Source organism: Streptomyces sp. AV19 (genome assembly GCF_015999245.1).
Classification (GTDB): Bacteria; Actinomycetota; Actinomycetes; order Streptomycetales; family Streptomycetaceae; genus Streptomyces.
In genome coordinates, this window is sequence record NZ_JAEAMR010000003.1 from 830367 (window position 1) to 857267 (window position 26901).

Annotated in this window: 25 protein-coding genes; 10 read left to right on the forward strand and 15 right to left on the reverse strand. The window is 72.8% G+C overall.

The window, feature by feature from the left end; translation table 11 throughout:
* Nucleotides 1-407: 407 nt before the first annotated feature.
* The 7 genes from I5Q34_RS03875 to I5Q34_RS03905 form a co-directional block, all read right to left on the reverse strand.
* Complete coding sequence (locus I5Q34_RS03875) at nt 408-1277, reverse strand: hypothetical protein (RefSeq protein WP_277965332.1); 870 nt, start codon at nt 1275-1277, stop codon at nt 408-410.
* Nucleotides 1264-2241, reverse strand: coding sequence for an iron uptake transporter permease EfeU (efeU, locus tag I5Q34_RS03880; protein WP_199890628.1), 978 nt, complete (start codon nt 2239-2241; stop codon nt 1264-1266). Before efeU ends, I5Q34_RS03875 begins: the two co-directional genes overlap by 14 nt.
* A gap of 42 nt (nt 2242-2283) precedes the next feature.
* Entirely contained in the window at nt 2284-3537 is a 1254-nt protein-coding gene (efeB, locus tag I5Q34_RS03885) for an iron uptake transporter deferrochelatase/peroxidase subunit (RefSeq protein WP_199890629.1), read from the reverse strand.
* Between the two features lie 11 nt (nt 3538-3548).
* On the reverse strand, nt 3549-4685 hold the full coding sequence (gene efeO / locus I5Q34_RS03890; RefSeq protein WP_199890630.1) for an iron uptake system protein EfeO: 1137 nt from the start codon (nt 4683-4685) through the stop codon (nt 3549-3551).
* A gap of 125 nt (nt 4686-4810) precedes the next feature.
* Nucleotides 4811-5659, reverse strand: coding sequence for a heme ABC transporter ATP-binding protein (locus I5Q34_RS03895; RefSeq protein WP_199890631.1), 849 nt, complete (start codon nt 5657-5659; stop codon nt 4811-4813).
* A gap of 565 nt (nt 5660-6224) precedes the next feature.
* Entirely contained in the window at nt 6225-7292 is a 1068-nt protein-coding gene (locus I5Q34_RS03900; RefSeq protein ID WP_374192975.1) for a FecCD family ABC transporter permease, read from the reverse strand.
* Nucleotides 7289-8314 carry a hemin ABC transporter substrate-binding protein gene (locus I5Q34_RS03905; protein ID WP_199890850.1) on the reverse strand — a complete coding sequence of 342 codons (1026 nt, stop codon included), beginning with the start codon at nt 8312-8314 and terminating at the stop codon, nt 7289-7291. The genes I5Q34_RS03900 and I5Q34_RS03905 overlap by 4 nt, the downstream gene beginning before the upstream one ends.
* Nucleotides 8315-8466: 152 nt before the next feature.
* On the opposite strand from I5Q34_RS03905, the gene I5Q34_RS03910 reads away from it, so the two are divergent.
* Nucleotides 8467-9849 (forward strand): HtaA domain-containing protein, encoded by a 1383-nt coding sequence (locus tag I5Q34_RS03910; protein WP_199890632.1) that lies wholly within the window; start codon nt 8467-8469, stop codon nt 9847-9849.
* Between the two features lie 92 nt (nt 9850-9941).
* Nucleotides 9942-11606: an HtaA domain-containing protein gene (locus I5Q34_RS03915; protein WP_199890633.1), complete on the forward strand. Its 1665-nt coding sequence runs from the start codon at nt 9942-9944 to the stop codon at nt 11604-11606.
* Between the two features lie 897 nt (nt 11607-12503).
* Here I5Q34_RS03915 and I5Q34_RS03920 read toward each other — a convergent pair.
* A complete protein-coding gene (locus I5Q34_RS03920) occupies nt 12504-12716 on the reverse strand; it encodes a DUF397 domain-containing protein (RefSeq protein WP_199890851.1) in 213 nt (70 codons plus the stop codon).
* Nucleotides 12706-13527, reverse strand: a complete 822-nt coding sequence (locus tag I5Q34_RS03925) for a helix-turn-helix transcriptional regulator (protein ID WP_199890634.1) — start codon at nt 13525-13527, stop codon at nt 12706-12708. Before I5Q34_RS03925 ends, I5Q34_RS03920 begins: the two co-directional genes overlap by 11 nt.
* 213 nt (nt 13528-13740) lie before the next feature.
* Between I5Q34_RS03925 and I5Q34_RS03930 the strand changes: the two genes are divergently transcribed.
* From I5Q34_RS03930 to I5Q34_RS03945, 4 genes are all read left to right on the forward strand, one after another.
* Nucleotides 13741-14175, forward strand: coding sequence for a DUF6415 family natural product biosynthesis protein (locus I5Q34_RS03930; RefSeq protein ID WP_199890635.1), 435 nt, complete (start codon nt 13741-13743; stop codon nt 14173-14175).
* Nucleotides 14172-14423 carry a DUF6255 family natural product biosynthesis protein gene (locus tag I5Q34_RS03935; RefSeq protein ID WP_199890636.1) on the forward strand — a complete coding sequence of 84 codons (252 nt, stop codon included), beginning with the start codon at nt 14172-14174 and terminating at the stop codon, nt 14421-14423. Before I5Q34_RS03930 ends, I5Q34_RS03935 begins: the two co-directional genes overlap by 4 nt.
* A 122-nt stretch (nt 14424-14545) precedes the next feature.
* Nucleotides 14546-14773 (forward strand): hypothetical protein, encoded by a 228-nt coding sequence (locus I5Q34_RS03940; RefSeq protein ID WP_199890637.1) that lies wholly within the window; start codon nt 14546-14548, stop codon nt 14771-14773.
* Between the two features lie 27 nt (nt 14774-14800).
* The gene (locus I5Q34_RS03945; protein ID WP_199890638.1) at nt 14801-15460 is read left to right on the forward strand and encodes a PhzF family phenazine biosynthesis protein; all 660 of its coding nucleotides are present in this window, start codon (nt 14801-14803) and stop codon (nt 15458-15460) included.
* Here I5Q34_RS03945 and I5Q34_RS03950 read toward each other — a convergent pair.
* From I5Q34_RS03950 to map, 3 genes are all read right to left on the reverse strand, one after another.
* Entirely contained in the window at nt 15450-16112 is a 663-nt protein-coding gene (locus tag I5Q34_RS03950) for a heme oxygenase (biliverdin-producing) (protein ID WP_199890639.1), read from the reverse strand. The two genes, I5Q34_RS03945 and I5Q34_RS03950, sit on opposite strands and share 11 nt — an antisense overlap.
* A gap of 113 nt (nt 16113-16225) precedes the next feature.
* Nucleotides 16226-17155 (reverse strand): alpha/beta hydrolase, encoded by a 930-nt coding sequence (locus I5Q34_RS03955; protein ID WP_199890640.1) that lies wholly within the window; start codon nt 17153-17155, stop codon nt 16226-16228.
* 33 nt (nt 17156-17188) lie between these two features.
* A complete protein-coding gene (gene map / locus I5Q34_RS03960; protein WP_199890641.1) occupies nt 17189-18046 on the reverse strand; it encodes a type I methionyl aminopeptidase in 858 nt (285 codons plus the stop codon).
* Between the two features lie 69 nt (nt 18047-18115).
* Here map and I5Q34_RS03965 point away from each other — a divergent pair, with 69 nt between their 5' ends.
* Entirely contained in the window at nt 18116-18325 is a 210-nt protein-coding gene (locus I5Q34_RS03965) for a hypothetical protein (protein ID WP_199890642.1), read from the forward strand.
* 361 nt (nt 18326-18686) lie between these two features.
* Here the strand turns inward: I5Q34_RS03965 and I5Q34_RS03970 are convergent, their stop codons facing one another.
* Nucleotides 18687-20021 (reverse strand): MFS transporter, encoded by a 1335-nt coding sequence (locus I5Q34_RS03970; RefSeq protein ID WP_277965333.1) that lies wholly within the window; start codon nt 20019-20021, stop codon nt 18687-18689.
* A 71-nt stretch (nt 20022-20092) separates the two neighbouring features.
* Nucleotides 20093-20716: a hypothetical protein gene (locus I5Q34_RS03975; RefSeq protein ID WP_199890643.1), complete on the reverse strand. Its 624-nt coding sequence runs from the start codon at nt 20714-20716 to the stop codon at nt 20093-20095.
* A 157-nt stretch (nt 20717-20873) separates the two neighbouring features.
* Here I5Q34_RS03975 and npdG point away from each other — a divergent pair, with 157 nt between their 5' ends.
* A complete protein-coding gene (gene npdG, locus I5Q34_RS03980; RefSeq protein ID WP_199890644.1) occupies nt 20874-21611 on the forward strand; it encodes an NADPH-dependent F420 reductase in 738 nt (245 codons plus the stop codon).
* An 86-nt stretch (nt 21612-21697) separates the two neighbouring features.
* Nucleotides 21698-21886 (forward strand): hypothetical protein, encoded by a 189-nt coding sequence (locus I5Q34_RS03985; RefSeq protein WP_199890645.1) that lies wholly within the window; start codon nt 21698-21700, stop codon nt 21884-21886.
* Between the two features lie 38 nt (nt 21887-21924).
* On the opposite strand, the gene I5Q34_RS03990 is transcribed toward I5Q34_RS03985, so the two are convergent.
* Entirely contained in the window at nt 21925-22746 is an 822-nt protein-coding gene (locus I5Q34_RS03990; RefSeq protein WP_199890646.1) for a site-2 protease family protein, read from the reverse strand.
* A gap of 112 nt (nt 22747-22858) precedes the next feature.
* Here I5Q34_RS03990 and I5Q34_RS03995 point away from each other — a divergent pair, with 112 nt between their 5' ends.
* Entirely contained in the window at nt 22859-26896 is a 4038-nt protein-coding gene (locus I5Q34_RS03995) for a BTAD domain-containing putative transcriptional regulator (protein WP_199890647.1), read from the forward strand.
* Nucleotides 26897-26901 lie beyond the last annotated feature (5 nt).

A 26901-nucleotide genomic window follows, 5' to 3' on the forward strand; every position in this document is an offset into this window, starting at 1 on the left:
CCCGCAAAGCGGCTGCGCCGCTTTGTCCTCAAACTCCCCGGAGGGGGCAACCCCCGGACGGGCTGGATTCGGGGCTCCGCCCCGGACCCCGTATCGCGGCTCCGCCGCTCGTCCTCAAGCGCCGGACGGGCTGAAGTGCGCGCCCGGGCTGGATATCCGGTGCGGGCAATATCCGGCGCGGGCAATATCCGCGCGGGCGATATCCGGTGGGGGCGCGAAATCCAGCCCGTCCGGCGCTTGAGGACAACCGCGCGGAGCGCGGTTTCAGGGGCGCAGGGGGCGAAGCCCCCGCACCACCGCGCGGAGCGCGGTGCTGGGCCCCGGGGCTTGCCCCGGAAGAAACGGTGAAAGGGCGGGCCGGGGGCACACCCCCCGCCGAAGCCCCCGCAGGGGCACCCCCGCCCGCGTCACTCCCCCCGCGCCGCCACCAACGACTCGATCCGGTTGAGGAACTGCACCCGCCCCCGGCCCCCGGCGGGCCCCGCGGGGACGCGGACCGCCGACTCCGACACCCTCGTGTACGTGATCGCGGTCCGCAGGCTTCCGGACAGCAGCGCCTTCGTCCGCCGCTCCGTGACCCCCGGCCGCACCCCCCGCGCCATCGTCCGCTTCTCCCGGTGATGCGCCGCGAAGAACACCACCGCACCCCCGTCCGCCGTCCGCAGCGACACCGCCGGGAAATCGGGGGCACCCGCGGCCGTGTCGATCCAGTCCGTCCGGAACGACGGCGTCCGGGCCAGCCGCGCCCGGTCCGCCCGCGTCTGCGTCGTCGGCCCCGACGGGGCGAAGACGTCACCCGCGCCCGTCCGCAGGAAGTCCGCGTACGCGCCGCTCACCGCGCCCGGCGCCAGGACGAGACCGTCACCGGCGGGCACGGCCCAGCCCTCCCGGTCCGTACGGAAGGCCGGCACCGAACCCGGCGCGTGCAGCGTCAGGTACGCCGCCTTCCACGGCGCCCGCGCCCCCGCCCGCGCGAAGACCACCAGCCACCGGTTCCTGTCCCGGTTGCTCCGCGTGTCCGCGAGGAAGAACTTCGGCCACCCGGCCGACTTGGGGATCGTGAACCGCGCGTCGTCCAGCTTCAGCGCCGGATAACCGGGATTGGCGGAACGTCCCTTCGGGAGCCGCGCCCGCTGCTCCGCGACGTCCGCGCGGCCGATCTCGGCGAGCGCACCGGTCTCGACGCGGTCGACCAGAGCCGGGTCGAGACGCCGGTACGCCTCGGTGTAGCCCGCCGTGAAGCGGGCGAGGACCTCGCCGGCCTCAGCCCTGCTCACCGACGGGATGATCTCCCGTTCGCCGTGCACCGTCACGCACCCCGCCGTCGCCGGCAACAGCAGCAGCGGGAGCAGCAGCGACAGCATCCGCCGACGTCGACGTCGCATCGGCCTTGGCCTCCTGGGGTGCTCGGGACGGCGCAACCTTACCCGGGCGACCCTTGCCCGCCCGCCCCGGGGCGAAGAAGAACAGGAGGGTGGGGACGAGGTACAGCGCCCACACCGCCACCTGCAACCACGTCGGATCCGGCTGGAAGTTGAAGACGCCCTTGAGGAGCGTGCCGTACCAGCTGTCCACCGGCACCTGCTCGCTGATGTCGAACGCCTTGCTGTGCAGCCCCGGGAGGACGTCCGCCTCCTGCAGGTCGTGGAAGCCGTACGCGAGCACGCCCGCCGCGACCACGATCAGCATGCCGCCGGTCCAGGTGAAGAACTTCGCCAGGTTGATCTTCAGCGCGCCGCGGTAGAACAGCCAGCCCAGCACCACCGCGGTCAGCAGCCCCAACAGGGCGCCGACCAGCGGCCGTACACCGTCGTTCGTGGCCTGTACCGCGGTCCAGATGAACAGCGCGGTCTCCAGCCCCTCCCGGCCCACGGCCAGGAACGCGGTGAGGACCAGCGCGCCGGTGCCCATCGCCAGCGCCGCGTCCAGCTTTCCGTGCAGCTCCTTCTTCAGGTGCCGCGCGGTGCGCCGCATCCAGAACACCATCCACGTCACCAGGCCGACGGCGATGACGGACAGCGAACCGCCCAGCATCTCCTGCGCCTCGAACGTCATGGTCCGCGAGCCGTACTGGAGCACCGCGCCGAAGCCCATGGCGAGCAGGACGGCGGCGGAGACGCCGAGCCACACCGGCCGCAGGGCGTCCCGGCGTTCGCTCTTGACGAGGTAGGCGACGAGGATGCAGACGACCAGGCTGGCCTCCAGCCCCTCGCGCAGGCCGATCAGATAGTTGCCGAACACGCGGCTTCTCCTCGGTTCAGGGGGGATGGGGGAAGACGAATATCAGGCTCGGGCGAACAGCGCCTTGCCCCACCAGTCGTCCTTGTCCCGGACGCCCGGCGGCACGGCGAAGACGGCCGAACCGACGTGCTGGATGTACTCGTTGAGCGCGTCGGACTTGGCCAGAGCGGTCTGCACCGGGATGAAACCGTCCCGCACGTCCCGCTGGTACGCGATGAAGAACAGCCCCGCGTCGAGCCGCCCCAGACCGTCCGTGCCGTCCGTGAAGGAGTAGCCGCGCCGCAGGATGGTCGCGCCGCCGTTGCTGTCCGGGTGGGCCAGGCGCACGTGCGCGTCCGGCTTCATCACCTTGAGGCTGGGCTCGTCGTGCTCGCGCTGCTTGCCCAGCGGCGCGCCCTCGGCCTTGGTGCGGCCGAAGACGTCCTCCTGCTCCTTGAGCGAGGTGCGGTCCCAGGTCTCGATGTGCATCCGGATGCGGCGGGCGACCAGGTACGAGCCGCCGGCCATCCACTCCGGGCCGTCCTTCCCGCTCACCCACACGTGCTTGTCGAGCCGGTCGGTCTCGGTGCCCGCGATGTTCCGGGTGCCGTCCTTGAAGCCCAGCATGTTGCGCGGGGTCATCGCGTCCGGCGTCGTCGAGGACGTCTTGCCGAAGCCCAGCTGCGACCAGCGGATGGCGGCGCGGCCCATGGCGATCCGGGCCAGGTTGCGGATCGCGTGCACCGCGACCTGCGGGTCGTCCGCGCACGCCTGGACGCACAGGTCGCCGCCGCTGCGGGCCGCGTCGAGGTTGTCGCCGGGGAAGGACGGCAGGTCGACCAGGGCCTTCGGGCGGCGCGCCGTGAGGCCGAAGCGGTCCTTGCCGTCCTTCTCGAAGAGGCCGGGGCCGATGCCGAAGGTGAGCGTGAGCCGGGACGGCTGAAGGCCGAGCGCCTCGCCGGTGTCGTCCGGCGGCAGTTCGTCGTTCTCGCTGACCGCGCCCTCGCCGACCTCGCGGCCGGCGGTCATCCGGGCCGCCGCGGCCGTCCACTCCTTGAGGAGCGCGATCAGCTTGTCGCGGTCGGTGGTCGTCACGTCGAACGCGGCGAAGTGCAGCCGGTCCTGGACGGGCGTGGCGATACCGGCCTGGTGGGCGCCGTGGAACGGCACGGCACCGCCCGCGGCGGCGGCCGGTTCGGCGTCGTCGCCGACGCGCAGCGCGGCGGCCGTGCCGCCGGCCGCGGCCGCGCCGAGCGCCAGCCCGGCACCGCCCCAGCCGAGCAGGGCGCGGCGCGAGGGGTTCGTCTTCTCCGTCATCGGTGCCCCGCCTACTTCACGACCGCGCCGGCGAGCTTGGACAGCGGCTCGGCGAGGGCGTTGACGGCGTCGGACAGCTTCTTGCGGTCGTCCTTGCCGACGGAGTCGTAGGACTTGAAGGAGTCGCCGTCCCGGTACTCGTCGAGCAGCTTCTTCAGGTCGGCGAACTGCTTGTCGAGCTCCTTCGCCAGCGCCGCGTCGTTCTTGGCCGCGACGGGCTTGAGGAGCTCGTACGACTTCTCGGCGCCCTCCACGTTGGCCTCGAAGTCCACCAGGTCGGTGTGGCTGTAGCGCTCCTCCTCGCCGGTCACCTTGCCGGTGGCGACCTCGTCGAGGAGCTCCTTGGCGCCGTTGGCCATGCTGGTCGGCGTGATGTCGGCCTTGCCGACGCGCTTCTGCCAGTCGGCCAGGTCCGTCATCAGCCGGTCGGCCAGCTTCTTGTCGTCATCGGTGATCTTCTTGGCGTCCCAGAGCGACTTCTCCAGCTTGTGCCAGCCGGTCCACTCCTGGCCCTTCTCCAGGCCGTCCTCGCGGACGTCGACCTTCGGGTCGATGTCGCCGAAGGACTCGGCGACCGGCTCGGTGCGCTCCCAGCCGATGCGGGACTTCGCGTAGAGCGCCTTGGCCTCGTCGAGGTCGCCCTTCTTCACTGCGTCCGCGAACTTCTGCGCCACCGGGACCGTCTCGTCGGCCTGCTGCTGGACGTACTTGCGGTACTCCGCGACGGCCTTGTCGAGCGCCGGGTCGGTCTTCTTCTCCTTGCCGTCGCCGCCGGTGACGGTGATCTTCTGCCGGATTCCGTCGCCCTTCATGCCGGGCTTGCAGGCGATTTCGTACGAACCCGCCTTTTTGATCGTGGCGGTGATCTCGGCCTTGGTGCCGGGGCCTATGTTCTCGCGTTCGGTGACGATCCGGTCGTCGGCCGCGTAGACGTAGACCTCGGTGACCTTGGAGCCCTTGTTCTCGACATTGATCTTGACGTGTCCGGCGGGGAACGAGGTCTTCGAGACCTCGCACTTGTCGTCGGACGCGGTCACGCGTATCGCGTCGGAATCCTTGGCGTCGGACTTCTCGGCACAACCGGACACGGTTGCCAGCGCCGCCGCCGCGGCGACGACGGTGACAGCGGAGGAGCGGAGGGCTCGCATACGGGCTCCAGGCATGCTCGGAGAATCGGATTCCGACGGTTGGCTGAAAGCGCCGTCGAATTAGGCCGCCCTAACTTATCTGAGGCTTAGCTTGCCTGTTCCCCGATGAGTGCGTGATTCTGCTCTCACGGGGAGCGGAGTTTCGACTGTTCACTGTCCCGTACCGGGATCACCAGGAGTTCGCCGGTGTTCGGATGCTTGATCACTTCCACCGGGTGGGCGTAAACGCGACTGATCAATTCCGCTTCGAAGACCTTGGCGGGTGGCCCGTCGGCCGCGATGCGCCCTTCGTGCAGCACGGCGACGCGGTCCGCGTACGCGCCCGCGAGCCCGAGGTCGTGCAGCACGACCACGACGGCGGTGCCCGCGGCGGCGCGCTCGCGGCAGACGCGCAGGACGAGTTCCTGGTGCCGCAGGTCGAGCGCGGCGGTCGGCTCGTCGAGCATGAGGAGCGGGGTGCGCTGCGCGAGGACGCGGGCGAGGGCGACGCGGGCGCGTTCGCCGCCGGAGAGGGCGGAGAAGGGGCGGGGGGCGAATCCGGCCACTTCGGTCAGGCGCATGGCCTCGTCGACGGCCTCGTCGTCCTCGTCCTCCCGCTCGGTCCCCGCCCAGGGGGCGCGCCCCATCCTGACGACTTCCCCGACGGTGAACGGGAACGACAGCTCGGCCGCCTGCGGCAGGACGGCCCTGCGCAGCGCGAGCTCGCCGGCGGTCCATTCCCTGACGGGCCGCCCGTCGACGGTGACCTCGCCGGCGGCGGCCGCCAGGTCGCCCGCGAGCGCGGCGAGGAGGGTGGACTTGCCGGCGCCGTTGGGCCCGACGAGGGCGACGACTTCGCCGGCGGCGACGTCGATGTCGACGCCGTCCAGGACGGCCCGCCCGCCGAGGGCTGCGCGGAGGGCGCGGGTGCGGGTGAGGACGGTGCCGGGGGTGGGGGTGGGTGGGGGGAGGTGACGGGGGTGTCGTCTGAGCATGTTTTTGTCTCTGTCTCCTGGGGGTGTGGTGGTGGGTGGGGAGTTGTGCCCCGGACCCGCCCTTTCACCGTTTCTTCCGGGCTCCGTCCGGGCCGGTACCGCGCTCCGCGCGGTGGTGCGGGGGCTTCGCCCCCTGCGCCCCTTTTCGGGGCTGCGCCCCGGATCCCGCATCGCGGCTTCGCCGCTCGTCCTCAAACGCCGGACGGGCTGAAGTGCGTGCCCGGGTGGACATCCAGTGCGGGCGCGAAACCCAGCCCGTCCGGCGCTTGAGGACAGCGCCCGGAGGGCGCTTTGGGGGTGCAGGGGGCGGAGCCCCCGCTCACCGCGCGGCGAAGCCGCGCTCGGGTCCGGGGACTTGCCCCGGGGAAACGGTGAAAGGGCGGGCCGGGGGCACTCTCCCCGCGAAGCGGGAGCACCCGGCCCACGGCACCCGGCCCACGGCACCCGGCCCACGGCACCCGGGCCGAGCCCAGACCGCACCCTCCCCGCGAAGCGGAGCAACCCGGCCCCGTTGCCCGGGCCCGAGCCCAGGGCGCACTCCCCGCGAAGCGGGAGCAACCCGCACTCACCCCCACCCCCCACGCCCCCGCCGAGCCCTCCTCAACAGCCAGAAAAAGAACGGACTTCCCACCAGCGCCGTCAGCACCCCGAGCGGCAGCTCCGCCGGCTGGACGGCCGTGCGGGCCGCCAGGTCCGCCGACACCAGCACCAACGCCCCGCCCACCGCACTCCCGGGAACGAGGAACCGGTGCCCCGGCCCCGCCGCCATCCGCAGCAGGTGTGGCACCAGCAGCCCCACGAACGAGATCACCCCCGCCACCGCCACCGCCGCCGCCGTCAGCAGGGCGACCACCAGCACCAGCACCAGCCTCAACCGCTCCACGTCCACGCCCAGATGACGGGCCGGGCGCTCGCCCAGGGCCAGCAGGTCCAGCCGCCGCGCGTACAGCGGCGCGACCGCCAGTCCCACCACCGCGCACGGCAGCACCGCCGTCACCTTTCCCCACGTCGCCTGCGCCAGCGACCCCAGCTGCCAGAACGCGATCTGCGACACCTGCGCGTTGTCGGCCAGGAAGACCCCGAGCCCGATCAACGCGCCCGTGAACGCGTTCATCGCGATGCCCGTCAGCAACAGCGTCACCACCTCCGCCCGCCCCCCGGACCGGGACAGCGCGTACACCAGCAGCACCGTCACCAGCCCGCTCACGAACGCGCACGCTGTGATCGTCCAGTTGCCGAAGAAGCTCAGCCCCAGCGCGATCGACGCGACCGCGCCCACCGCCGAGCCCATCGAGACGCCGATGACGGCCGGTTCGGCCAGCGGATTGCCGAACACGCCCTGCATCAGGGCGCCCGCGCACCCCAGCGACGCACCGACCAGCAGCGCCAGCACCACCCGCGGCAGCCGGACGTTCCACAGCACGCTCTCGCCGACCCGGTCCAGCTCCGCGCCCCCCAGCCCGACCCGGTGGAGCAACGAGCCCACCACGTCACCGAGCGGAATGTCGTACGCGCCGATCCCCGCCGAGGCGAGGCAGGCGAGGACGAGCGCGCCGGTCATGCCGATGCCCAGCAGGGCGGGCACGGACCGCGTCCTACGGCGCCCGGCGGTCACGGCTGTCGCGCCGCTCACCGGCCACCACCCCGGTGGATCTGCTCGACCAGCGACCGCAGCACCGCATCCGTCCGCGGCCCGTAGTTCAGCAGGACGCCGTCGTCGACGGAGGCCACCCGCCGGTCCAGCCCGGCCGGTGTCTCCGCGACGCCCGGGATCTTCAGCAGCCCGTCGACACCACCCACCGACTCCAGCCCCTTGGACATCACGAGGATGACGTCCGGCGCGGCCTTGGCGAGCGCCTCGGTCGTGATGGGCGTGAAGTCCTTCGTCAGCCCGGACTCCTTGCCGGCGTCCACCCCGCCCGCCGCCTCGATGAGCGACGACGCACCGGACCGGGCCCCGCCGAGCAGATAGACCGACGCCGAGCCGCGCATGTAGAGGAAGGCCACCCGCGGCTTGTCCCGGCCGCCGCGCGGAATGTCGCGCTTCGCGCGCTCCAGCCGTTCCTCCGACCGCTTGCGCAGCGCCGCGCCCGCGTCCCGCACCCCCAGCGCCGCCGCGATGCGCTCGATGTGCGGCCCGACGTCGGAGAGTTGGGCGGGCACGTCCAGCACCACGACCGGGACCCCGGCCGCACGGATCTGGTCGAGCGCCTCGCCCGGCCCGGTCCTGGTGTCGGCCAGGACGACGCCAGGCTTCAGCGAGAGGACGCTCTCCGCCGACACGTCGTGCGCCCGCGTGACGACGGGCAGCTTGCTCGCCTCCGCGAAGGTGGCCGAGATGTCACGGGCCACGACCCGGTCGCCGAGCCCGAGCGAGAAGACGATCTCGGAGACGGAACCGGACAGCGGGACGATCCGGTCCGCGGAGCGCACGGTCACGTCGCGCCCGTCGGCGGACCGCACCGTGACGGGCAGTCGGGGCTCGGGCGGCTTGCCCGCCAGCGGTTCGAGGCGGTCGGCCACGGCGTGCCGGGCGCCGGTTTCCTTGACGGAGGGCTTCTCGTCGTCCTTCCCGCAGCCCGAGAGGGTCATGAGGGCCACGGCCACGGCGAGCAGGGCTGCGAGGGCGCCGGTGAGGCGCGAGAAGCGTGACATGGCCAACGGCGCGTCCAGCGCCTGCCGTTGCTGCACGATCCAGCCTTTCCGTGGGGGACGGGTGTACGGACTGCGTGGCAATACCTTAGGTTAGCCTTACCTAAGTCGCCACGCTGGGGTGCTCCCGGACCGCCCGGTGGGAAAGGTTTTCGATGTCGCCGTACAGATGTGCCCGTGCGCCCGTCGCCGTAATCCTCTCGGCGCTCTGCGCCGTGCTGCTGCCGTGGCCGGCGGCGGCCGCGCCGATTTCGGGTGGGAGTCGCGAGGTGTCCGGCGGACGGCTGGACTGGGGCATCAAGTCCTCGTTCCAGAGCTATGTCACCGGGCCCATCGCGCAGGGCGGTTGGGAACTCCAGGGCGGCGCCGCGACGGTCGGGAGCAACCAGTTCCGCTTCCACTCCGCCAAGGGCACGTACGAGCCGGACACCGGCGCCTTCGAGGCCGCCTTCTCCGGCGGGGTCCACTTCACCGGGCACCGCAAGCCCGACGGCTCGTCCGAACTCGACCTGACGATCGCGAAACCCGTCGTCCGGATCGAGGGCGCGAGCGGCACCCTCCTCGCCGACATGACCAGCAAGGCGAAGGGCACCGGCAAGGTCACCGCCCGCGAACGCGTGCCGCTCGCCGCGCTCGACCTGTCCGGCGTGAACCTGCGCGGCGGCGGAACGGCCGTCAACCTCACGGGAGTTCCCGCGAAGCTGACCACCGAGGGTGCGCAGGCGTTCGCCGGCTACTACACGGCCGGCACGCAGCTCGACCCGGTGAACCTGTCCGCCGACATCGTCACGGGCACCGCCGCCCGCACGCAGCCCCCGTCCGGAAAGCCGCAGGAAAAGCCGCAGGAAAAACCGCAGGAGAAGGGCGAGTTCACGGGAGCGGCCGTGGACTGGGGCGTACGGCGGACCTTCCGCGAGTACGTCACCGGCTCCATCGCCCACGGCTCCTGGAAGGCGACCGACGGCGCCCGCGAGGGCGGCGCGCTCTTCCGCTTCACCGGCGGCAAGGGGCGCTACGAGGACGGGGGTGCCGTGCTGGACGCTTCCTTCGCCGGGACCCTCCGCTTCACCGGCAAGGACCTCGACCTGGCCCTGAGCGGCGTCAAGGCCGAGGTGAAGGACCGCCGGGGCACGCTGTATGCGGACGTCGCCCGTTCCGGCGCGGTGGAGAAGTCCGTACCGCTCGTCACCTTCGACGCCGCCGCGCTGCGGCAGAAGGACGGACTCGCGTCCGTGACCGAGGCCCCCGCCAGGCTCACCGCGCGGGGCGCCGAGGCGTTCGGCGGCCTCTATCAGGAGGGCGCGGCGATGGACCCGGTCTCGCTCGCGGTCCCGCTGGCCGCGGGGGCGCAGCCGCCGCCGCTGCCGGACGTCGGGCGCGGCCCGTCGGCGCGGGCGGCGGCGGAGCCGGCCTCCGGTGACGACGGCTCGTCCTCCAGCGACGCCCCCCTGATCGCCGGCATCGGCGGAGGCGTCGTCGTCCTGCTCGCCGTCGCCGGTTACGCCGTCGTACGGATGCGCCGCAAGCGCTCCGTGTGACCGGCCGAACCGCCCCTTCCCGCACGTCCGTTCACCTGACTACCGTTCACTTGCCTGTACTGGCTGCACACTCTCAAAAGGAGAACCGACACATGGCCGTATCCCACAGGCCGCTGGCGCTCGCCGCGGCAGTCGCCACGGCGGCTGCGCTCGGCGCCACCGTACTCACCCTGCCCGCCCACGCCGCGGCGGGCACCGGCGGGGAACCGGCCGCCGCGGCCAAGCCGCCGGCCAAGTTCGAGCTCAAGGACGGCACGCTGACCTGGGGTGTGAAGGAGTCCTTCCGCAAGTACGTCACGGGCCCGATCAGCGGCGGCAAGATCCAGGTCGCGGCCGGCGCCAAGCAGGCGAAGGGGAACGGCCCGTTCACCTTCACCGGCGGCAAGGGCACGTACGACGTGACGCGGCACGCCGTCTCCACGACCTTCAAGGGCAGCGTGCGCTTCCTCGGCCACAAGGACATGAAGGGCCGCTGGGAGCTGGACCTCAAGTTCACCGACCTGAAGGTGGTGACGAAGGGCAAGACCGGCCGGATCACCGCCGACGTCACGGCCGGCGGCAAGACGCGCAACGATGTCGCGGTCGCGTCGCTCGACCTGTCGAAGGTCAAGCCGGGGCGCGGCGCGGGCGGGGCCATGACCTTCCCGAAGATCCCGGCCAAGCTGACGGCGGACGGCGCGAAGGCGTTCGCCTACCACGGCCGGTCGTTCTACAAGGCGGGGGACAAGCTCGACCCGGCCACGCTGTCGGTGAAGCAGGGCAAGGCGATACCGGCGCCCAAGCCGCCTGCCAAGCCGACGCCGACGCCGAAGCCGAAGCCGAAGTCGGCCGCTGTGGAGGCGCCGAAGGCGGCGACGGAAGAGTCCCTGTTGCCCCTGGGCCACCGCCCCAAGCCGGACAACCCGGACCGGCAGGACCACGCGGTCAACTCCGTGCAGCAGTCCGGGACCCCGACGGCGGCCGCCTCCGGCACGGTGTACGACGGCAACCTCTACTGGGGCGTCAAGAAGAAGTTCCGCGACTACGTCACGGGCCCGATCTCCGACGGGAAGACCGAGATCGGCGACGGAGCGCAGACCGTCAACAGCGGTTTCCGCTTCGTCAAGGGAACCGGTACCTACGACGCCGTAGCTTCCTCCCTCGACGCGAAGTTCAACGGCTCGGTGCACTTCCTCGGCCACAAGGACCTGAAGGGCCACTGGGAACTGGACATCAAGTTCAGCGACTTCAAGGTCAAGGCGAACGGCACCAAAGGCACCCTGAACGCGACCGTCAACCAGGGCGGCAAGGTCACTGCCGACGTGCCGCTGGTGAACCTGAAGCTCAACAGCGACTCCCTCAAGCCCAAGGACGGCGTCGTCGCCCTCAACGACGTGCTCACGACGCTCACCTCCGAGGGCTCGAAGGTGTTCAGCTACCACGGCCGGGCGTTCTACAAGCCGGGCGAGGCCATGGACCCGCTGACCGCCCACATCGCGGTCGACAAGAACGCCAAGCTCCCGGCCGACGACGAGGGCTCCTCGACGCCCACCACCCCCGACAACTCCGGCTCGACGGGCACGAGTAGCTCCTCCACCCCCTCCGAGTCCACCACCGGCACCGCCAAGGGCGGCGTGACCGGCACGGACGACACGCTCGCCCGCACGGGCGCCGACACCCCGACCGGCCCGCTGGCCGGCAGCGCGGCCGCACTGGTCGTCGCGGGCGGCGCGGCGGTGTGGGGCGCGCGGCGGAAGTCGTTCACGGCGCAGCGCTGACGCGGACCGAACCGAACGGGGCGTTTCCGCAACGGGCTTGTGATCCGGTGCGGGAACGCCCCGTACTCATTGGACGACGCCGACGATGCGTTGGGCGAACGCCCGCACGCCGGGCAGAGCGCGGTCGTGCCGTGCGCGACGGACCGGCGCGGGGCGGCATGGTGCTCGGTCGGCCGACTGTTTCGTCTCGGCCCCTGCGGGGCCAAAGCGGCCGGTTACGCGGAGCGGGGGCGGGGACCCGCTGTCGGCTGCGGGTGGTCTGCGGCAGGGCGAAGAAGCTGGTTGAGGTGCCTGGGGCGTCCGGGGGCTGGGGTGCCAGTGCGGTCGTTCAGGTGTGACGAGGGGTAGCGTTGCAGCCGTGACACGCCGTGTCCACGGCTGCAACGCTACCCCGCTGTGCACCCCGGGAGCCGAGGGCCATGTCCCGGTGGTGCGGCGGAGGCTGGGCAGGCGGGCTGCGGGAGTGTGGGGGCCAGGGGCTGGGGCCTGAGAGTGGTGCGGTGAACATGGGGTCGTTGACCGGTGAATTGCGGGCGTTTTGGTCGTGGTGAACGGTGATGGACGCTGCTGTGCACAACCAAAACGCCCGCTATCCGCACATCGGCGGCTACACCACCCGGCGGGACACGACCCCGGTGTCCGTTGCCGGGCGTCGCGCGGAATGAATGTCAGGTAACGGTCGGCCCCGTCCGGGAGTCCGGTTTGTTCGTTCTGTGCGAACGCCCTACGCGCCCGCATTCGGCAACGGACACCGGCCTGCCCCCTCCTTCCCCGTAGCCGCTGCTTTGGGCCCGAAGGGCCCGAGGCGAAACGGGCGGACAGCAGAGCACCATGCCGCCCAACGGGTTTTTTTGGGTGGCCGCACTTCTTACCGGGGGCGCCGGGGCTTCTCTGCTGTCAGCTGGGGAGCAATTCCGTGTTGGTGGCCAGGGCGGTGAGGAAGGTTGCCCAGGGGGCGTTTCTGACGGTTATGGCCGGGCGTTGGGTGGCCTTGCTGTCGCGTATGGGGACTTCGCCGGGGAGTTGGTTTGTGACCTCGACGCAGTCGTTGTCTTGCCCGTAGCTGTACGAGCTCTTGCGCCAGTTGGCGAGGGCCAGTTCAGGCGGCATGTCCACCGTAGTCCTCCTCAAGTACCTTGCGGATCAGTGTGATCGATGCGTCCTCTGGCAGGGCATCACGATAGAGGTGTTCGTAGAGAGAGATGTACGAGGCCACGTCGTCCGTGTTCGTCACGTACGAGGGCAGGATCGGGTCATCGCGGTACACGATAGTGCGCTCACGGGGCAACGTCATGATCGTGATGCTGGCATTCCTCACGAAGAAGCCGTTCCCGTCGAACGGGACGATCCTGATGTCCACATTCTGCCTGGCGCTCGCCGTGATCAGCCGGGACAGCTGTTCGCGCATGATGTGGGGACCGCCGATCCGTGTACGGAGAGCGCTTTCACCGATTACGGTGGAGAAACGTGGAGCGTCAGAGCGATTCAGTAGCTCGGTTCTGGCCAGTCGGTATCGCACCTTCTCTTCGGGGCCTCCGCCGTAGAACTTCAGGCCACGGCGCAGGAATTCCCTGATGTAGGCCTCAGTCTGCAGCACGGCCGGGATGAATTCCGTGATGTGACGGATCGCCGATGCCCTGACTTCGAGGGCGCAGTACTTCCTGGCCTGCCGCCCTCCCGGGCGGCCGGCCTCGTTGACCAACTGCCCCTTGGCCCTGAGCGCCATGTCCAGCCTCAGAGTGATGTCGGGCGGCGGAACCTTCTCCCCGGTCTCGAACTTCGAGATCGCACTGTTCGAGAGCCCCACCTGCCGACCGAGCTCCGCCTGCGTCAGGCCCTGTTGCACGCGCAGGAGGCGGATCAGGGGCCCGAGCGAGTAGGTGAGCCCCTTCTCGGACCGAGGCTTCTTCGGAGCGGGCATAGCTGTATCCCCCACTGGACTTTTCAAGAGTCAAGCCGCTGATGTGGCCGAGCATAGGGGCACCACCCGATACTGGTTCCCGGAACCGGATCGCCAACTCCCGTCCCTTGACGCTGTGTTCGATTCCCGTTGTCGTGATGCCCGCCTCGCGGTGCACCACACATCGGCGGTCCGGTCCGTCCATTGGACACCCCCCGAGGAGACCACCCCGCCATGCCCGTCTGGCCAGGTACCGCGATGACCAACGGAGGCCGCACCGGCCCGCTACCGCCACCGCGCCCGCGCGGCACGGATGACGCCGACATCGTCGCCCTCGCCGAGTCGCTCCTGGGCGCGCCCGCCCACATCCTGCCGCCCATGGGCAAGGTCTCGTCCGCGACGGTTCTCCTGCGCCGCCACATCAGGACGGCGTCCGACGCCGTCCGGGTCGCGGCGGCGGAGCTGCTGCCGAGGGACGACCCGCGTCGCGTCGCCGCCGAGAAGGCGGTGGACGAGGGGCTGCACCGGGTGGAGCGCGTCGGGCCGGGTGACGGCCTGCGGTCCGCGTTCGGTTATGCGCGCAGCCTGGCCCAGTCGGCCCGGGAGCTCCGGGGGCACCTGCAGAAACTGGCGCTGATCGCCGAGGCGGAGAGAGGGAAGAAGCGATGACCAACGACTGTACGCACGCGTCCGGTTGGGAACGTACGGATGGCGGCGCGCAGCAGTGCCGCGACTGCGGCACGCGCCGGTTCACCGATTACGGCGCGCTGCGCCCGCCCGGCCCGGCGCCGGTGGTGCGGCCGTCCCCGGAGGACGCCCGCCGCGCGGACCGCGCCGCCGCGATCGTGATCTCGCGCACCATCCGGCACATCAGCCGGTGGGGACACAGCGCGGCGGCGTTCTGGGCGGCGGCGTGAAGCGGGGCCGCGCATGAGTGCCAGAGGTCACCCCTTCGGCTGAAGTGCCTTGATCATGGCCGTAGTCGATGCTCGGGCGGGCAGTCAACCCCGGGGTTCGTACTTCGGCGAGGGAGGGTTTCATGAGGCGATGGGTCGTGCGTACGTCCGTGGCGGTTCCGGTGGCGCTCGCGTCGCTGGCTCTGGGCGCGACGGGTGCCCAGGCGCACCCGAATGGGGACGAGGGCGTGGTGAGCACGGTCAGTGCAACCGTGGCCGGCGGCCTTGACACTGGTTGTGAACTCGCGAGTGGCGTGGTCACGACCGCGCTCGACGTGGCCGGCCAACTCGCAGGGGCCGTCGGCCTCTGACCGGACTCCGCCTGCGAAGATCCCCCGATGGGATACGAGATCGCAGTCGAAGTCGAAGTGGTGCGGGTCTTCGTCGGCCCCGACGGGCGGGGCGGCAATCCGCTCGGGATCGTACGGGACGGTCCGTCCGTCCCCGGTGACGAGCGACGGCTCGCACTTGCCGCGCAACTGGGCTTCAGTGAGACCGTGTTCGTCGACGACCCGGCGCGCGGGGCGGTCGACATCTGGACGCCGAGCGTCCGGCTGCCCTTCGCCGGGCACCCTTTGATCGGTACGGCGTGGCTGCTGGGGGCGGACGTGCTGCGGCCGCCCGTCGGCGAGGTGCCCGTGCGGCGGGACGCCGACGGAACGGTGTGGATCGCCGCCCGCCCGGAGTGGGCGTCCGGCCGCCGCACCCGGCGGTACGCCTCCGTCGCGGAGGTGGACACGCTCCCCGCCCCGCCGCCCGGCGAGGGCTGGCTCTACGCGTGGGCCTGGGAGGACGAGGCCGCAGGCCAGGTCCGGGCCCGGGGGTTCCCGCGGCGCGGGGACGGGATCGCCGAGGACGAGGCGACGGGCGCGGCCGCGCTGGTGCTCGCGGGGGAGTCGCGGCGCGATCTGGACATCCGCCAGGGCGCCGCCTCCCGCATCCGCACCCGTTCGCTTCCCGACGGGACGGTCGAGGTGGGCGGCAGGGTCACGCGCTGAGCGGGAACTCGTCCCCCAACTCCCGGAAGACGGCGGTGTTCAGCGCGAACGCCCGCTTGCACTCGCCGATCACCTGCTGCTTCTCCAGGTCGTCGAGCGGGAGCGCGTCGAGCAGGGCGCGGTATTCGCGCTTGAAGGCGGCGGGGTTGCCGATGCCCTCGAAGACATAGAAGCGGACGCCGTCGCCCTTGCGGGCGAAGCCCCAGGTCTTCTCCGCGGTGCCGCGGATGATCTGGCCGCCGGAGAGGTCGCCGAGGTAGCGGGTGTAGTGGTGGGCGACGTAGCCCGCGGGCCAGGTGCGGGCGCACTCCTCGATGCGGGCGGCGTACGCCCGGGTGGCGGGGAGTGCGGACAGGTGTGTGCGCCAGTCGGGGCCGCCGAGGTGCGCCAGGTCACGCTCCAGTTGGGTGGTGCGGGCGAGTTCGGGCTGTATGAACGGGCCGGCGACGGGGTCGTCGGCGAGGGCCGTGGCGGCGGATTCCAGGGCGCGGTAGACGAACCAGAGCTGCTCGGTGTACCGCCGGTACGCGGTGACGGCGAGCCGGCCGCCGAGCATGTTGCTCATGAACGACGAGTTCTCGGCTTCCGTGTGCTGCGCGTGCGAGGCGGTGCGGATCAGCGTGGAGAACGGCGTCGCGGCGGGCGAGTCCAAAGCGGCCTCCGGGGACGTGGGGACGGGAGTCGACGACTCCGCATTCTGTAAGGTTAGGCTTGCCTAAGTCAATGTGTTCCCGACGAGCTGTCGGAAAAACCCTACTGCTCGGCTCAGGGGGAGCGCAGCAGTGCGGAGAAATCCGCGTAGAGCTCGGCCACCGCGGCGTCCACCGCGGCGGAGTGGGAGTCGAAGTTCAGGAAGCCGTGGATCAGCCCGGGGAACCGGTGCGCGCGCACCGGGACCCCGGCGGCGGCCAGGGCGTCGGCGTAGGCCAGTGTTTCGTCGCGCAGCGGGTCGGTCTCGCCGCAGCCGATCACGGCGGGGGCCACGCCCGCGAGGCTGTCGGCGAGCAGCGGGGACGCGGGGGCGTGGTCGGCGGCGTCCGGGGCGTCGGCGAGGTAGAGCCGGGTGACGTGGTCGATTTCGTCGGCCGTGAGCAGGGGGCCGTCGGCGTGCTCCGTGCGGGACGGGTGGCGGTCACGGCCGGTGCGCAGGTCGGTGGCCGGGTAGGCGAGCAGCTGGGCGGCCAGGGGGCGGCCCTCGTCCCGGAAGGCCAGGGCTACTCCGGCGGCCAGGTTGCCGCCGGCGCTGTCCCCGGCGACGCCGAACCGGCCGCCGCCGTCGGAGAGTTGACGGGCGACGGCCAGGCAGTCGTCGTACGCGGCCGGGTACGGGTGCTCGGGGGCCAGCCGGTAGTCGACGGCGACCACCTCGGCGTCCAGGTCCCGGCACAGGCGGCGGCAGACCCCGTCGTGGGTGTCGAGGTCCCCGAGGACGAAGCCGCCGCCGTGGAAGAAGACGACCGTCGGCACGGTCTCCCCGCCCGGCGGGCGGTACGTCCGGACCGGGACCCCGGCCAGGACGGCGTCCTCGACGGAGCCGACCGGCAGGGGCGGCCGCGGCGCGACGGCCAGGGACATCGTCCGGCCGCCCGCCCGCATCTCCTCGACGGCCGGCGGGGCGGCGGGCGGTGGTCCGCCCGCCGGGTCGATTCCGCAGCGCTCCAGCAGCGCGGCGATCTCGGGGTCGACAGTCGTCATCGGCGCACCTCCCGGCCGGGCCGGGGCGTGCCCTTACGGGAGCGTGAGGATCTCCGCCCCGGTGTCCGTCACCACCAGTGTGTGCTCGAACTGCGCGGTCCGCTTCCTGTCCTTGGTGACGACCGTCCAGCCGTCCTCCCACATGTCGTACTCGTACGTCCCCAGCGTCAGCATCGGCTCGATCGTGAAGGTCATGCCGGGCTGGATGAGGGTGTCGTGGTGAGGGCTGTCGTAGTGCGGGACGATCAGGCCGGAGTGGAAGGACGAGTTGATGCCGTGGCCGGTGAAGTCCCGGACCACGCCGTAGCCGAAGCGCTTGGCGTACGACTCGATGACACGGCCGATGATGTTGATCCGGCGGCCGGGCTTGACCGCCTTGATCGCGCGGGCGAGCGACTCGCGGGTGCGCTCGACCAGGAGGCGGGACTCCTCGTCCACGTCGCCGCAGAGGTAGGTGGCGTTGTTGTCGCCGTGCACGCCGCCGATGTAGGCCGTCACGTCGAGGTTGACGATGTCGCCGTCGCGCAGCACGGTCGAGTCGGGGATGCCGTGGCAGATGACCTCGTTGACCGACGCGCACAGGGACTTGGGGAAGCCGCGGTAGCCGAGGGTGGAGGGATAGGCGCCGTGGTCGCACATGAACTCGTGCGCGACCCGGTCGAGCTCGTCCGTCGTCACGCCGGGAGCGATGTGCTTGGCCGCCTCCTCCATCGCCTGCGCGGCGATGCGGCCCGCGATCCGCATGCGCTCGATCGTTTCGGCGTCCTGGACCTCGGGGCCGGTGTACGGGGTGGGGGCGTCCTTGCCCACGTACTCGGGCCGGCGGACGGCCGTGGGGACGGAGCGGGTGGGGGAGAGTTTCCCCGGGACGAGAAGCGACTGGCCAGACATGCCTGCGAGTGTAGTCACGGCCGGTCGGGGACCATGTGGGCGAGAGTCCGCGGAGGCGAGGAGGTCGTGATGGCACTGTTCAAGAGGCGCACGGCGGGCAAACCGGGCGAGTGGTACTACTGCCTGGAGCACGGGACGGTCGAGGAAGGGCCGCAGTGCCGGGCGGCCGATCGCATGGGGCCGTACGAGAGCCATGAAGAGGCGTCCCGTGCGATGGAGACGGCGCGGGAGCGGAACGAGGCGTGGCGGGAGGATCCGCGGTGGCGGGATGAGGACTGAGCCCCGGACCCGCCCTTTCCCGTTTCTTCCGGGGCTTCGCCCCGGGGCCCGGCACCGCGCTCCGCGCGGTGGTGCGGGGGCTTCACCCCCTGCGCCCCCTTCCGGGGCTCCGCCCCGGACCCCGTGTCGCGGCTTCGCCGCTCGTCCTCAAGCTCCCCGGAGGGGGCGACTCCCGGACGGGCAGGATCGGCGCGCCAATCCAGCCCGTCCGGCGTTTGAGGACAACCGCGCGGAGCGCGGTTTCGGGGGTGCTGGGGGCGGAGCCCCCGCTCACCGCGCGGCGAAGCCGCACCCGGGGCCGGGTCCCCGCCCCGGGAAACGGTGAAAGGGCGGGGAGGGGTAAAACCCCCGGGCACGGCGGCTACGCCGCCTCCGTCACGCCCGCCGACCCGCCCGCGCGCAGTTTCCGCATGCGCACCGCATGCTCATCCGTCCGCTGGTCGTACGCCAGCAGCTTCGGCAGCGTCAGGGCCAGCAGGCCCACCGACGCCACGCACGCCAGCCCGCCCGCCCAGATCGAGGCGCGCACGTTCGTCAGCGACGCCATGCCGCCCGCCCGGACCTGGCCCAGCTGCGGGCCCACCGTGTAGGAGAGCACCTCGATGCCCGCGAGGCGGCCGCGCAGCGCGTCGGGGATGGTCTGGTCCCACATCGCCGAGCGGAACAGGCCGCTCACCGTGTCGAACGCCCCGGCCAGGCCCAGCATCACCAGCACCAGCCAGATGTTGCCCATCCAGCCCGCCAGCGCCATGGCCGCGCCCCAGCCGAGCGCGGCCCCGACGACCATCCGGCCGTGCCGGTGGACCCGGGGGACCCAGCCGCTGGTCAGGCTCACCAGCAGGGAGCCCACGGCGGAGGCCGAGTACATCAGGCCGAGCGCCCAGGGCGCGCCGAGATCGTCGGCGAGGAACGGGAAGATCGCGTTGGGGAAGGCGAAGAACATCGCCGCCAGGTCGACCGCGTACGTGCCGAGGAGTTCCTTGCGGCTCCAGGCGTAGCGGGCGCCCTCCAGGATGCCGCGCAGCGACGGCTTCTCGGCGTCGTGCGCGGCGGGGGAGGCGGCGAGGCCCACGGTGAGGACCACGGAGATCGCGTAGGAGACCACGTCCAGGGCGTAGGCCCAGGTCAGGCCGCCGAAGGCGATGACCATGCCGGCCGCGGAGGGGCCGGCGATGGCGCCGACCTGCCAGCGCATGCTGTTGAGCGCGGTGGCGGCGGGCAGCTGGTCGTGCGCCACCACGCGCGGCAGGATCGCCTGGAGGGCCGGGCGCTGGAGGCCGGTGAGCGCGCTGACGACGGCGGCGACGACGTACAGCGGCCAGACCAGCGGATGCGGCAGCACCGTGTTGAGCAGCAGCATTCCGCTGAGGACGCCGAGGCCGGCCTCGGTCCACAGGATCAGCTTGCGGCGGTCGAGCGCGTCCGCGAGGGCGCCGCCGTACAGGCCGAAGACGATCAGCGGGACGAGCTCGACGGCGCCGATCGCGCCGACGGCGAGGGCCGAGCCGGTGAGCTCCTTGAGCTGCACGGGCAGGGCCACGAAGGTCAGGAAGCTGCCGAAGACCGTGACGAGCCCGGCCAGCCACATCCGGCGGAAGTCGGCGGAGGAGCGCCAGGGGGTCAGGTCGGGGAGGAGGGCGCGCAGCCGGGACGAGGGGGATGCGGGGGGCGAGGGGGGATGGTCGTGCTCGGTCACGAGGGAACATGGTCCGTGTCCGAATGGTCAGGAGCAAACCAATTTCCCAAGCCGGTCGGTCACTGGCGGTCTCACCAGCGGTGCGGAGGCGGTGCCGAGAGCTGCTCCGCGAGACGCGAGAGCCGGTCGAGGAAACGGCGCCCGCGCGGGGCGTCCTCCGCTGCGGCGGCGCTGATCAGGTGCTGGACCGCGTCCAGGTCCGGCCGGTCCGGCCGGTCCGGCCCCGCGGCCGCCGGCACGCAGAGCACGTCGTGCGCGAGCGAGCGCAGCCGCGGATCGTCGGCGGTGCCCCCCAGCGCCAGGATCGTCGCCCCGCCGCGGCGGACGTCGTCCACCCGCTCCAACAGGCCGTCCCCGGCCGGTGGTCCGTCCTGCGGCGTCACCACCAGCAGCGTGCCGTCGTGCCCGGCCGCCGACAGCCGCTCCAGCCCGGCGGACAGATGGGCCGGTGCGCCCGGCGGCACCCGGTGGCGGACGAGGGTGGGGGCGAGCTCCGGCAGCCCGCACCGGGCCGCCTCCTCGTCCAGGTGCGCCGCCAGGTGCCACGGCTCGTACCCGTCCGTCCCCACCAGCAGCAGCCCCCCGCCGCGCGCCACGGCCGAGTGCCGCAGCGCCCCGGCGAACCGGCGCGTCTCCCGCAACCACTCGGTCCCGGCGAGGACTTCGCGCAGCAGCGCGACACCCACAGCGTCCATGGGCGGATCCTGCCGCGACGGGAGGGGCCCGACACCGCCTCCGGGGCGGTCTCACCCGTTCGTGACCGGTGCGCGGAAGCGTGACCGGCGTGCAGGGGCATAACCGGCGTACAGGGTCGTGGCGGGTGTTGCGGGGGCGCGTGACAGTATCGCTGTCATGACAGCTTCCACAGACTCCACCGGGGACTCCACCGGCGCGGCAAAGACCCCAACAAAGGCTCCTGCAAAGGACCCTTGGGACCTTCCCGACGTTTCCGGCCTGGTGGTCGGCGTGCTCGGCGGCACCGGCGACCAGGGCCGCGGTCTGGCCCACCGGCTGGCCAGGGCGGGCCAGCGAGTGATCATCGGCTCGCGCGCGGCCGACCGCGCGAAGACCGCCGCGGCCGAACTGGGCCTGGGCGTCGAGGGCGCCGACAACGCCGAGTGCGCGCGGCGCAGCGACGTCGTCATCGTCGCCGTGCCGTGGGACGGCCACGGCGCGACCCTGGAGGCGCTGCGCGAGGAGCTCGCCGGGAAGCTCGTCATCGACTGCGTCAACCCGCTCGGCTTCGACAAGCAGGGCGCGTACGCGCTCGAGCCGGAGGAGGGCAGCGCCGCGCAGCAGGCGGCCGCGCTCCTGCCGGAGTCCCGCGTGACGGCCGCCTTCCACCACCTGTCCGCCGTGCTGCTCCTGGACCCGGAGATCGAGGAGATCGACACCGACGTGATGGTGCTCGGCGAGAAGCGCGCCGACACGGACGTCGTCCAGGCGCTGGCCGCCCGCATCCCGGGGATGCGCGGCGTCTTCGCCGGCCGGCTGCGCAACGCGCACCAGGTGGAGTCGCTGGTCGCCAACCTGATCTCGACGAACCGGCGTTACAAGGCGCACGCGGGGCTGCGCGTCACCGACGTGTGAGCGAAGAGGGGCATGGGGGACAATGTCCGGGAACGTATGTACGCGTATGCGTCCGCGTCCCCGCTTCCCGGACAGGAGCCGCCCCCATGCCCCGCCTCGCCCTCTACGCCATCGCCCTCTGCGTCCTCGCCGCCGCGGCCGCCGTGGTGTCCTTCGTGCACGGCAGCTGGCTCGGCGTCGTGTGGCTGCTGCTGATGGGCGTGGCCTCCAACATGGCCTGGTACTACGTCCGCAAGCAGAAGAACGACCGCGCGGCGGCCTCCGTCGGCGAGTGACGCCGGCGTCGGCGAGTGACGTCGGCGAGTGACGGGCCTCAGCGGACGAGGGTCCACTGGGACATCTCGGCCGGTGACGGGACGTGCTCGGGCGCGTCCCAGAAGCGGAACAGCTCGCGGCCCCAGAAGGCGTCCCAGTCCCTGACGCCCAACGCGTCCAGCGCCCCGTAGACCAGGTCGAAGAACGCGTGGTTGACCTCCGGGATCCACAGGAACCCGAAGACCGCCAGCAGACCGAACGGAGCGAACGGCTCCACCTGCCGCCGCACCCCGTGCGACAGCCACGGCTCGATGATCCCGTAGCCGTCCATGCCGGGGACCGGCAGCAGGTTGAGGATCGCCGCCGACACCTGGAGCAGGGCCAGGAAGGCCAGCGCGTAACGGAAGTTGTCCGGCACGCCGTCGAGCGCGCCCAGCCAGAACGGCGCGGCGCACACCACCGCGAACAGCACGTTCGCCAGCGGGCCGGCGGCCGAGATCAGGCTGTGCTTCCAGCGTCCCTCGATGCGGTGCCGCTCGATGAAGACCGCGCCGCCGGGCAGGCCGATCCCGCCCATGATCACGAAGATCACCGGGAGGACGATGCTCAGCACGGCGTGCGTGTACTTCAGCGGGTTGAGGGTGAGATAGCCCTTCGCCCCGACCGTGATGTCCCCGCCGTGCAGCGCGGTGCGCGCGTGCGCGTACTCGTGGAGGCAGAGCGAGACCACCCAGCCGGAGACGACGAACAGGAACACGGCGAAGCCGGGGCTCGCCGCGTAGTCGGTCCACACCGCCCAGATGGAGACCGCCATGACGGCGACGAGGGCGAGGAAGACGGGGCTCACGCGGCGTTCGGCGTGAGTCGCGCCGGATGTCATGGCGATGTGCTCCCGGTGTCGGTGGCGGGCGGGTCGGTGTACCGGCCGACGGTACTTGGTCGCGGTCGGAAAGTCGTAACGCGTTACGAGGACGAGCGGGGACAATGACCCGGTGCGTTACGGCATCCTCGGCACCACCCAGGCCCACTCCGACGACGGCGTCCCCGCCGCGCTCGGCGGCGCGCGTCTGCGCGCCCTGCTGACCGCGCTCGCCCTGCGCCCCGGGCGCGGGCAGACCGCGGGGGCGCTCATCGACGCCGTCTGGGACGGCGAGCCGCCCGCGGACGCGGCCGGGGCGCTCCAGGCCCTCGTCGGCCGGCTCCGGCGGGCGCTCGGCGCCGCGGCCGTCGAGTCCGTGCCCGGCGGCTACCGGCTGCGCGCCGAGGCGGACGACGTGGACCTGCACCGCTTCGAGCGGCTCGCCGGGGAGGGCGAACGGGCGCTGGCCGACGGGGACCCCGCGAAGGCGGCGGTCCTGCTGGACGACGCCCTGGCCCTCTGGCGCGGCCCGGCCCTCGCCGACCTCCCCGGCCACGGGACGTACGCGGCCCGCGCGTCCGCCCGGCGCCTGTCCGCCCGCCGCGCCCGCCTGGCCGCGTCGGTCGCCCTCGGCGAGGCCCCCGCCGTCCTCCCGGAACTGGCCGGACTCTGCGCCGACCACCCCCTGGACGAGCCCCTCCAGGCCCTCCGCCTGAGAGCCCTCCGCGCCGCGGGCCGCCCGGCGGAGGCCCTGGCGGCGTACGAGGAGATCCGCCGGGACCTGGCCGCCCGCCTGGGCGCGGACCCGGGCCCGGAACTGCGGGCGCTGCATGGGGAGTTGCTGGGGGGCGGGGTGATGCGTGGGGAGCGCGGGGGTGGGGCGGACGGATCGGGCCGACGGGTCGGCTTGGTCGGTCCGGATGGCTTGGTCGGACCGGTCAGCCCGGTCAGCCCGGTCAGCCTGGTCAGCCCGGACGGCCTGGTCGGCCCGGGGGGCCTGGCCGGCTCGTACGGGCACAGCGCCGGTGCCGGTGCTGGTGCCGGGGGTGCCGGTGCCGGGTCCGGGGCCCATGGGACGGAGTCCCGGCAGTACGGCGCGGACGGCTCCGGGGGAGCCGTTCCGGCGGCCCCCGGGGTCCAGGGGCGGAGTCCCGGCCGGGGCGCGGGGGGCGGAGCCCCCGCCCACCGCCCGGAGGGCGGTCCGGGTCCGGGGGACGGTGCGGTGACGGCGGCCGGTGCGGCCGGGCCCGGCGCCGATACCCGGCGCTATGGGACGGGGCCCGCCCCGTACGGTGCGGACGGCTCCGGGGGAGCTGTTCCGGCGGCCTCCGGGGTCCAGGGGCGGAGTCCCGGCCGGGGTGCGGGGGGCGGAGCCCCCGCCCACCGCCCGGAGGGCGGTCCGGGTCCGGGGCTTGCCCCGGAGGAAACGGTGAAAGGGCGGGTCCGGGGCACCTCCACCACCACGCCGTACACCGCACCTGCCGCGCACCCCGCGCACCCCGGCGTCCCGGACGCGACCGGCCCCGCGCCCGAGCGGCTCGGCGTCCCGGACGTCACCGGCCCCGCGCCCGAGCGGCCCGGCGTCCCGGACGCCACCGCCCCCGCCCTCGAGCGGCCCGCGCCCGAGCGCCCCCGCGGCAACCTCCGCGCCCGCGCCACCTCCTTCGTCGGCCGCGACGAAGACCTCCGCCTCATCGGCGAGGACCTCGCGCGTCACCGCCTCGTGACCCTCCTCGGCCCCGGCGGCGCCGGCAAGACGCGCCTCTCGCAGGAGGCCGCCGAGGCCGCCACCCGCACCCGTCACACCTGGCCGGACGGCGTCTGGCTCGCCGAGCTCGCGCCCGTCGACGACCCCGGCACCGTCGCCGAGGCCGTCCTGACCGCGCTCGGCGGCCGCGAGACCGTCGTGCGCGGCAGCGCCACCGCCGAGGGGCTGCGGGCCGCCGACAGCACGGCCGCCGACCCTCTGGCCCGGCTCGCCGAGCTGTGCGCGCCCCGCCGCATGCTGCTCGTCCTCGACAACTGCGAGCACCTCATCGACGCCGCCGCCCGCGTCGCCGAGACGCTCCTCGCCCACTGCCCGGGCGTGACCGTCCTCGCCACCAGCCGCGAACCCCTCGCCGTACCGGGCGAGTCGGTGCGGCCCGTGGAGCCGCTGCCCGCCCCGTCCGCGCTGCGGCTGCTCGCCGACCGCGGCGCGGCCGCGCGCCCCGGCTTCCGGACCGAGGACGACCCGGTCGCCTGCGCCGAGATCTGCCGCCGCCTCGACGGCCTGCCGCTGGCGATCGAACTCGCCGCCGCCCGGCTGCGGATGCTCACCCCGCGCGGCCTCGCGGACCGCCTCGACGACCGCTTCCGCCTGCTCACCTCGGGCAGCCGCACCGTCCTGCCCCGCCAGCAGACCCTGCGGGCGGTCGTGGACTGGTCCTGGGACCTGCTCGACGCGCCCGAACGCGCCGTCCTGCGACGGCTGTCCGTCTTCGCCGGCGGCTGCGACCTCGCCGCGGCCGAGGCGGTCTGCGCCGACGGCACGGACGTGTACGGGCCGGACGTGCCCGCGCTCGTCGGCTCGCTCGTCGACAAGTCCCTGGTCGTCGCCGCGCCCGCCGACGACGGCGAGATGCGCTACCGGCTGCTGGAAACCGTCGGCGAGTACGCCGGGGAGCGGCTGGACGAGGCGGGGGAGCGGACCGCCGTCGAGCGCCGGCACCTCGTCCACTACCGCGAACTCGCCCGCACCGGCGAGCCGTTGCTGCGCGGCCCCCGCCAGCGGGAGCTGCTGGGCCTCCTGGAGCGCGAGCACGACAACCTGCGCACCGCCCTGCGCCGGGCCGTCGCCGCCCGCGACGAACAGGAGGTGCTGTGCCTGGTGCTGTCCCTCGGCTGGTTCTGGCAGCTGCGCGACCACAACGCCGACGCGCGCACCTGGTCCGCGGCGGCCGTCGGCATGGGCCCGGACCCCTTCGCCGAACCCGTCGAGCCGGCACCGCCGTTGGAGGAGCGGTGCATCGACAACCCGCCGCCGATGCGCCCCGAGCTGCTGACGGAGGCCCGCCGCCAGGCACGCCTGGTGTGGCTGGTGAACCACGACTCCGACATGCGGCTGATGGACTCGCCCGAGATGCAGCGCACCCTGCGCAACGTCATCGTCGCCTACCGGCCGGGCCGGCCGCAGAACCGCACGTACCCGGGGTACATGTGGTTCTACGCGCGTCTGCTCACCGCCGATCTCGACGGCTTGTGGGAGTCCATCGACGACTCCGTCGAGAGCTGTCGCGTCTCGGGGCACGAGTGGGAGCTCGCCTTCCAACTCCAGCAGCGGGCCAAGCTGATGAACGAGATGCCCGGCATGGCTGACAAGGGACTGCGGGACTCGCACGAGGCCCTGGAGATCTTCCGGCGTCTCGGCGACAACTGGGGCGTGGCCGAGGCCCTGTCCGGCCGGGCCGAGTGCCACGAACGGCGCGGCGACTTCGCCGCGGCCGAGCAGGACTACCGGGAGGCCATCGACAACGCCCGCGACCTGGGCGCCAACGCGCAGGTGCCGATGCTGCGGGCGCGGCTCGCCGACGCGCTGATGGAGTCCGGGCAGGTCGACGGGATCGAGGGCGAGCGGCTGCTGCGCGAGGCGCTGGAGGAGGCCGAGGGCATGAACCCCGACGCCACGTTCTTCATCCGGGTCTCCCTCGGCGTACGGCTCGCCCACAACGGCCGCACCGCCGAGGCGCGGGAGATACTCGACGGCCTGGTCCACGACTTCCGGCACCGTTCCGTCAAGCTCTTCGGCGCCCTGCTGAACGGACTGCACGCCTGGGTCGACGTCCTCGAAGGGAACCCCGCCGCCGCCCTCCCCCGGATCCGCAAGGCGCTCGCCGTCAGGGACGACCCGTTCGCCCTGCTCGTCGCCGCGCACCTGCCCATGGTGCACCTGCTGTACGGCGCCTACGCCCATTCCGAACTGCCCGGCGAGGAGCACGCGTCGACGGGCGCCCGGCTGCTCGCCGCGGCCGCCGCGCTGCGCCCCGCCGGGGTGCACGAGGCGTCCATCGAGCGGGAGATGCGCGAGCGCACGGAGGCGAGCCTGCGCGCCGCGCTCGGCGACGCGGCGTACGAGCGGGCCCGCGCCGAGGGCGGCCGCCTCACGCTGGAGGAGGCCGCCGCCCTCGTGTGAACGCC

Coding starts and splice junctions, on each gene's coding strand:
- efeB (WP_199890629.1), bottom strand. CDS start 3,537: ATGACGGAGAAGACGAACCCCTCGCGCCGCGCCCTGCTCGGCTGGGGC.
- efeO (WP_199890630.1), bottom strand. CDS start 4,685: ATGCGAGCCCTCCGCTCCTCCGCTGTCACCGTCGTCGCCGCGGCGGCG.
- I5Q34_RS03895 (WP_199890631.1), bottom strand. CDS start 5,659: ATGCTCAGACGACACCCCCGTCACCTCCCCCCACCCACCCCCACCCCC.
- I5Q34_RS03905 (WP_199890850.1), bottom strand. CDS start 8,314: ATGTCACGCTTCTCGCGCCTCACCGGCGCCCTCGCAGCCCTGCTCGCC.
- I5Q34_RS03910 (WP_199890632.1), top strand. CDS start 8,467: ATGTCGCCGTACAGATGTGCCCGTGCGCCCGTCGCCGTAATCCTCTCG.
- I5Q34_RS03915 (WP_199890633.1), top strand. CDS start 9,942: ATGGCCGTATCCCACAGGCCGCTGGCGCTCGCCGCGGCAGTCGCCACG.
- I5Q34_RS03920 (WP_199890851.1), bottom strand. CDS start 12,716: ATGCCGCCTGAACTGGCCCTCGCCAACTGGCGCAAGAGCTCGTACAGC.
- I5Q34_RS03925 (WP_199890634.1), bottom strand. CDS start 13,527: ATGCCCGCTCCGAAGAAGCCTCGGTCCGAGAAGGGGCTCACCTACTCG.
- I5Q34_RS03930 (WP_199890635.1), top strand. CDS start 13,741: ATGCCCGTCTGGCCAGGTACCGCGATGACCAACGGAGGCCGCACCGGC.
- I5Q34_RS03935 (WP_199890636.1), top strand. CDS start 14,172: ATGACCAACGACTGTACGCACGCGTCCGGTTGGGAACGTACGGATGGC.
- I5Q34_RS03940 (WP_199890637.1), top strand. CDS start 14,546: ATGAGGCGATGGGTCGTGCGTACGTCCGTGGCGGTTCCGGTGGCGCTC.
- I5Q34_RS03945 (WP_199890638.1), top strand. CDS start 14,801: ATGGGATACGAGATCGCAGTCGAAGTCGAAGTGGTGCGGGTCTTCGTC.
- I5Q34_RS03955 (WP_199890640.1), bottom strand. CDS start 17,155: ATGACGACTGTCGACCCCGAGATCGCCGCGCTGCTGGAGCGCTGCGGA.
- map (WP_199890641.1), bottom strand. CDS start 18,046: ATGTCTGGCCAGTCGCTTCTCGTCCCGGGGAAACTCTCCCCCACCCGC.
- I5Q34_RS03965 (WP_199890642.1), top strand. CDS start 18,116: ATGGCACTGTTCAAGAGGCGCACGGCGGGCAAACCGGGCGAGTGGTAC.
- I5Q34_RS03975 (WP_199890643.1), bottom strand. CDS start 20,716: ATGGACGCTGTGGGTGTCGCGCTGCTGCGCGAAGTCCTCGCCGGGACC.
- npdG (WP_199890644.1), top strand. CDS start 20,874: ATGACAGCTTCCACAGACTCCACCGGGGACTCCACCGGCGCGGCAAAG.
- I5Q34_RS03985 (WP_199890645.1), top strand. CDS start 21,698: ATGCCCCGCCTCGCCCTCTACGCCATCGCCCTCTGCGTCCTCGCCGCC.
- I5Q34_RS03990 (WP_199890646.1), bottom strand. CDS start 22,746: ATGACATCCGGCGCGACTCACGCCGAACGCCGCGTGAGCCCCGTCTTC.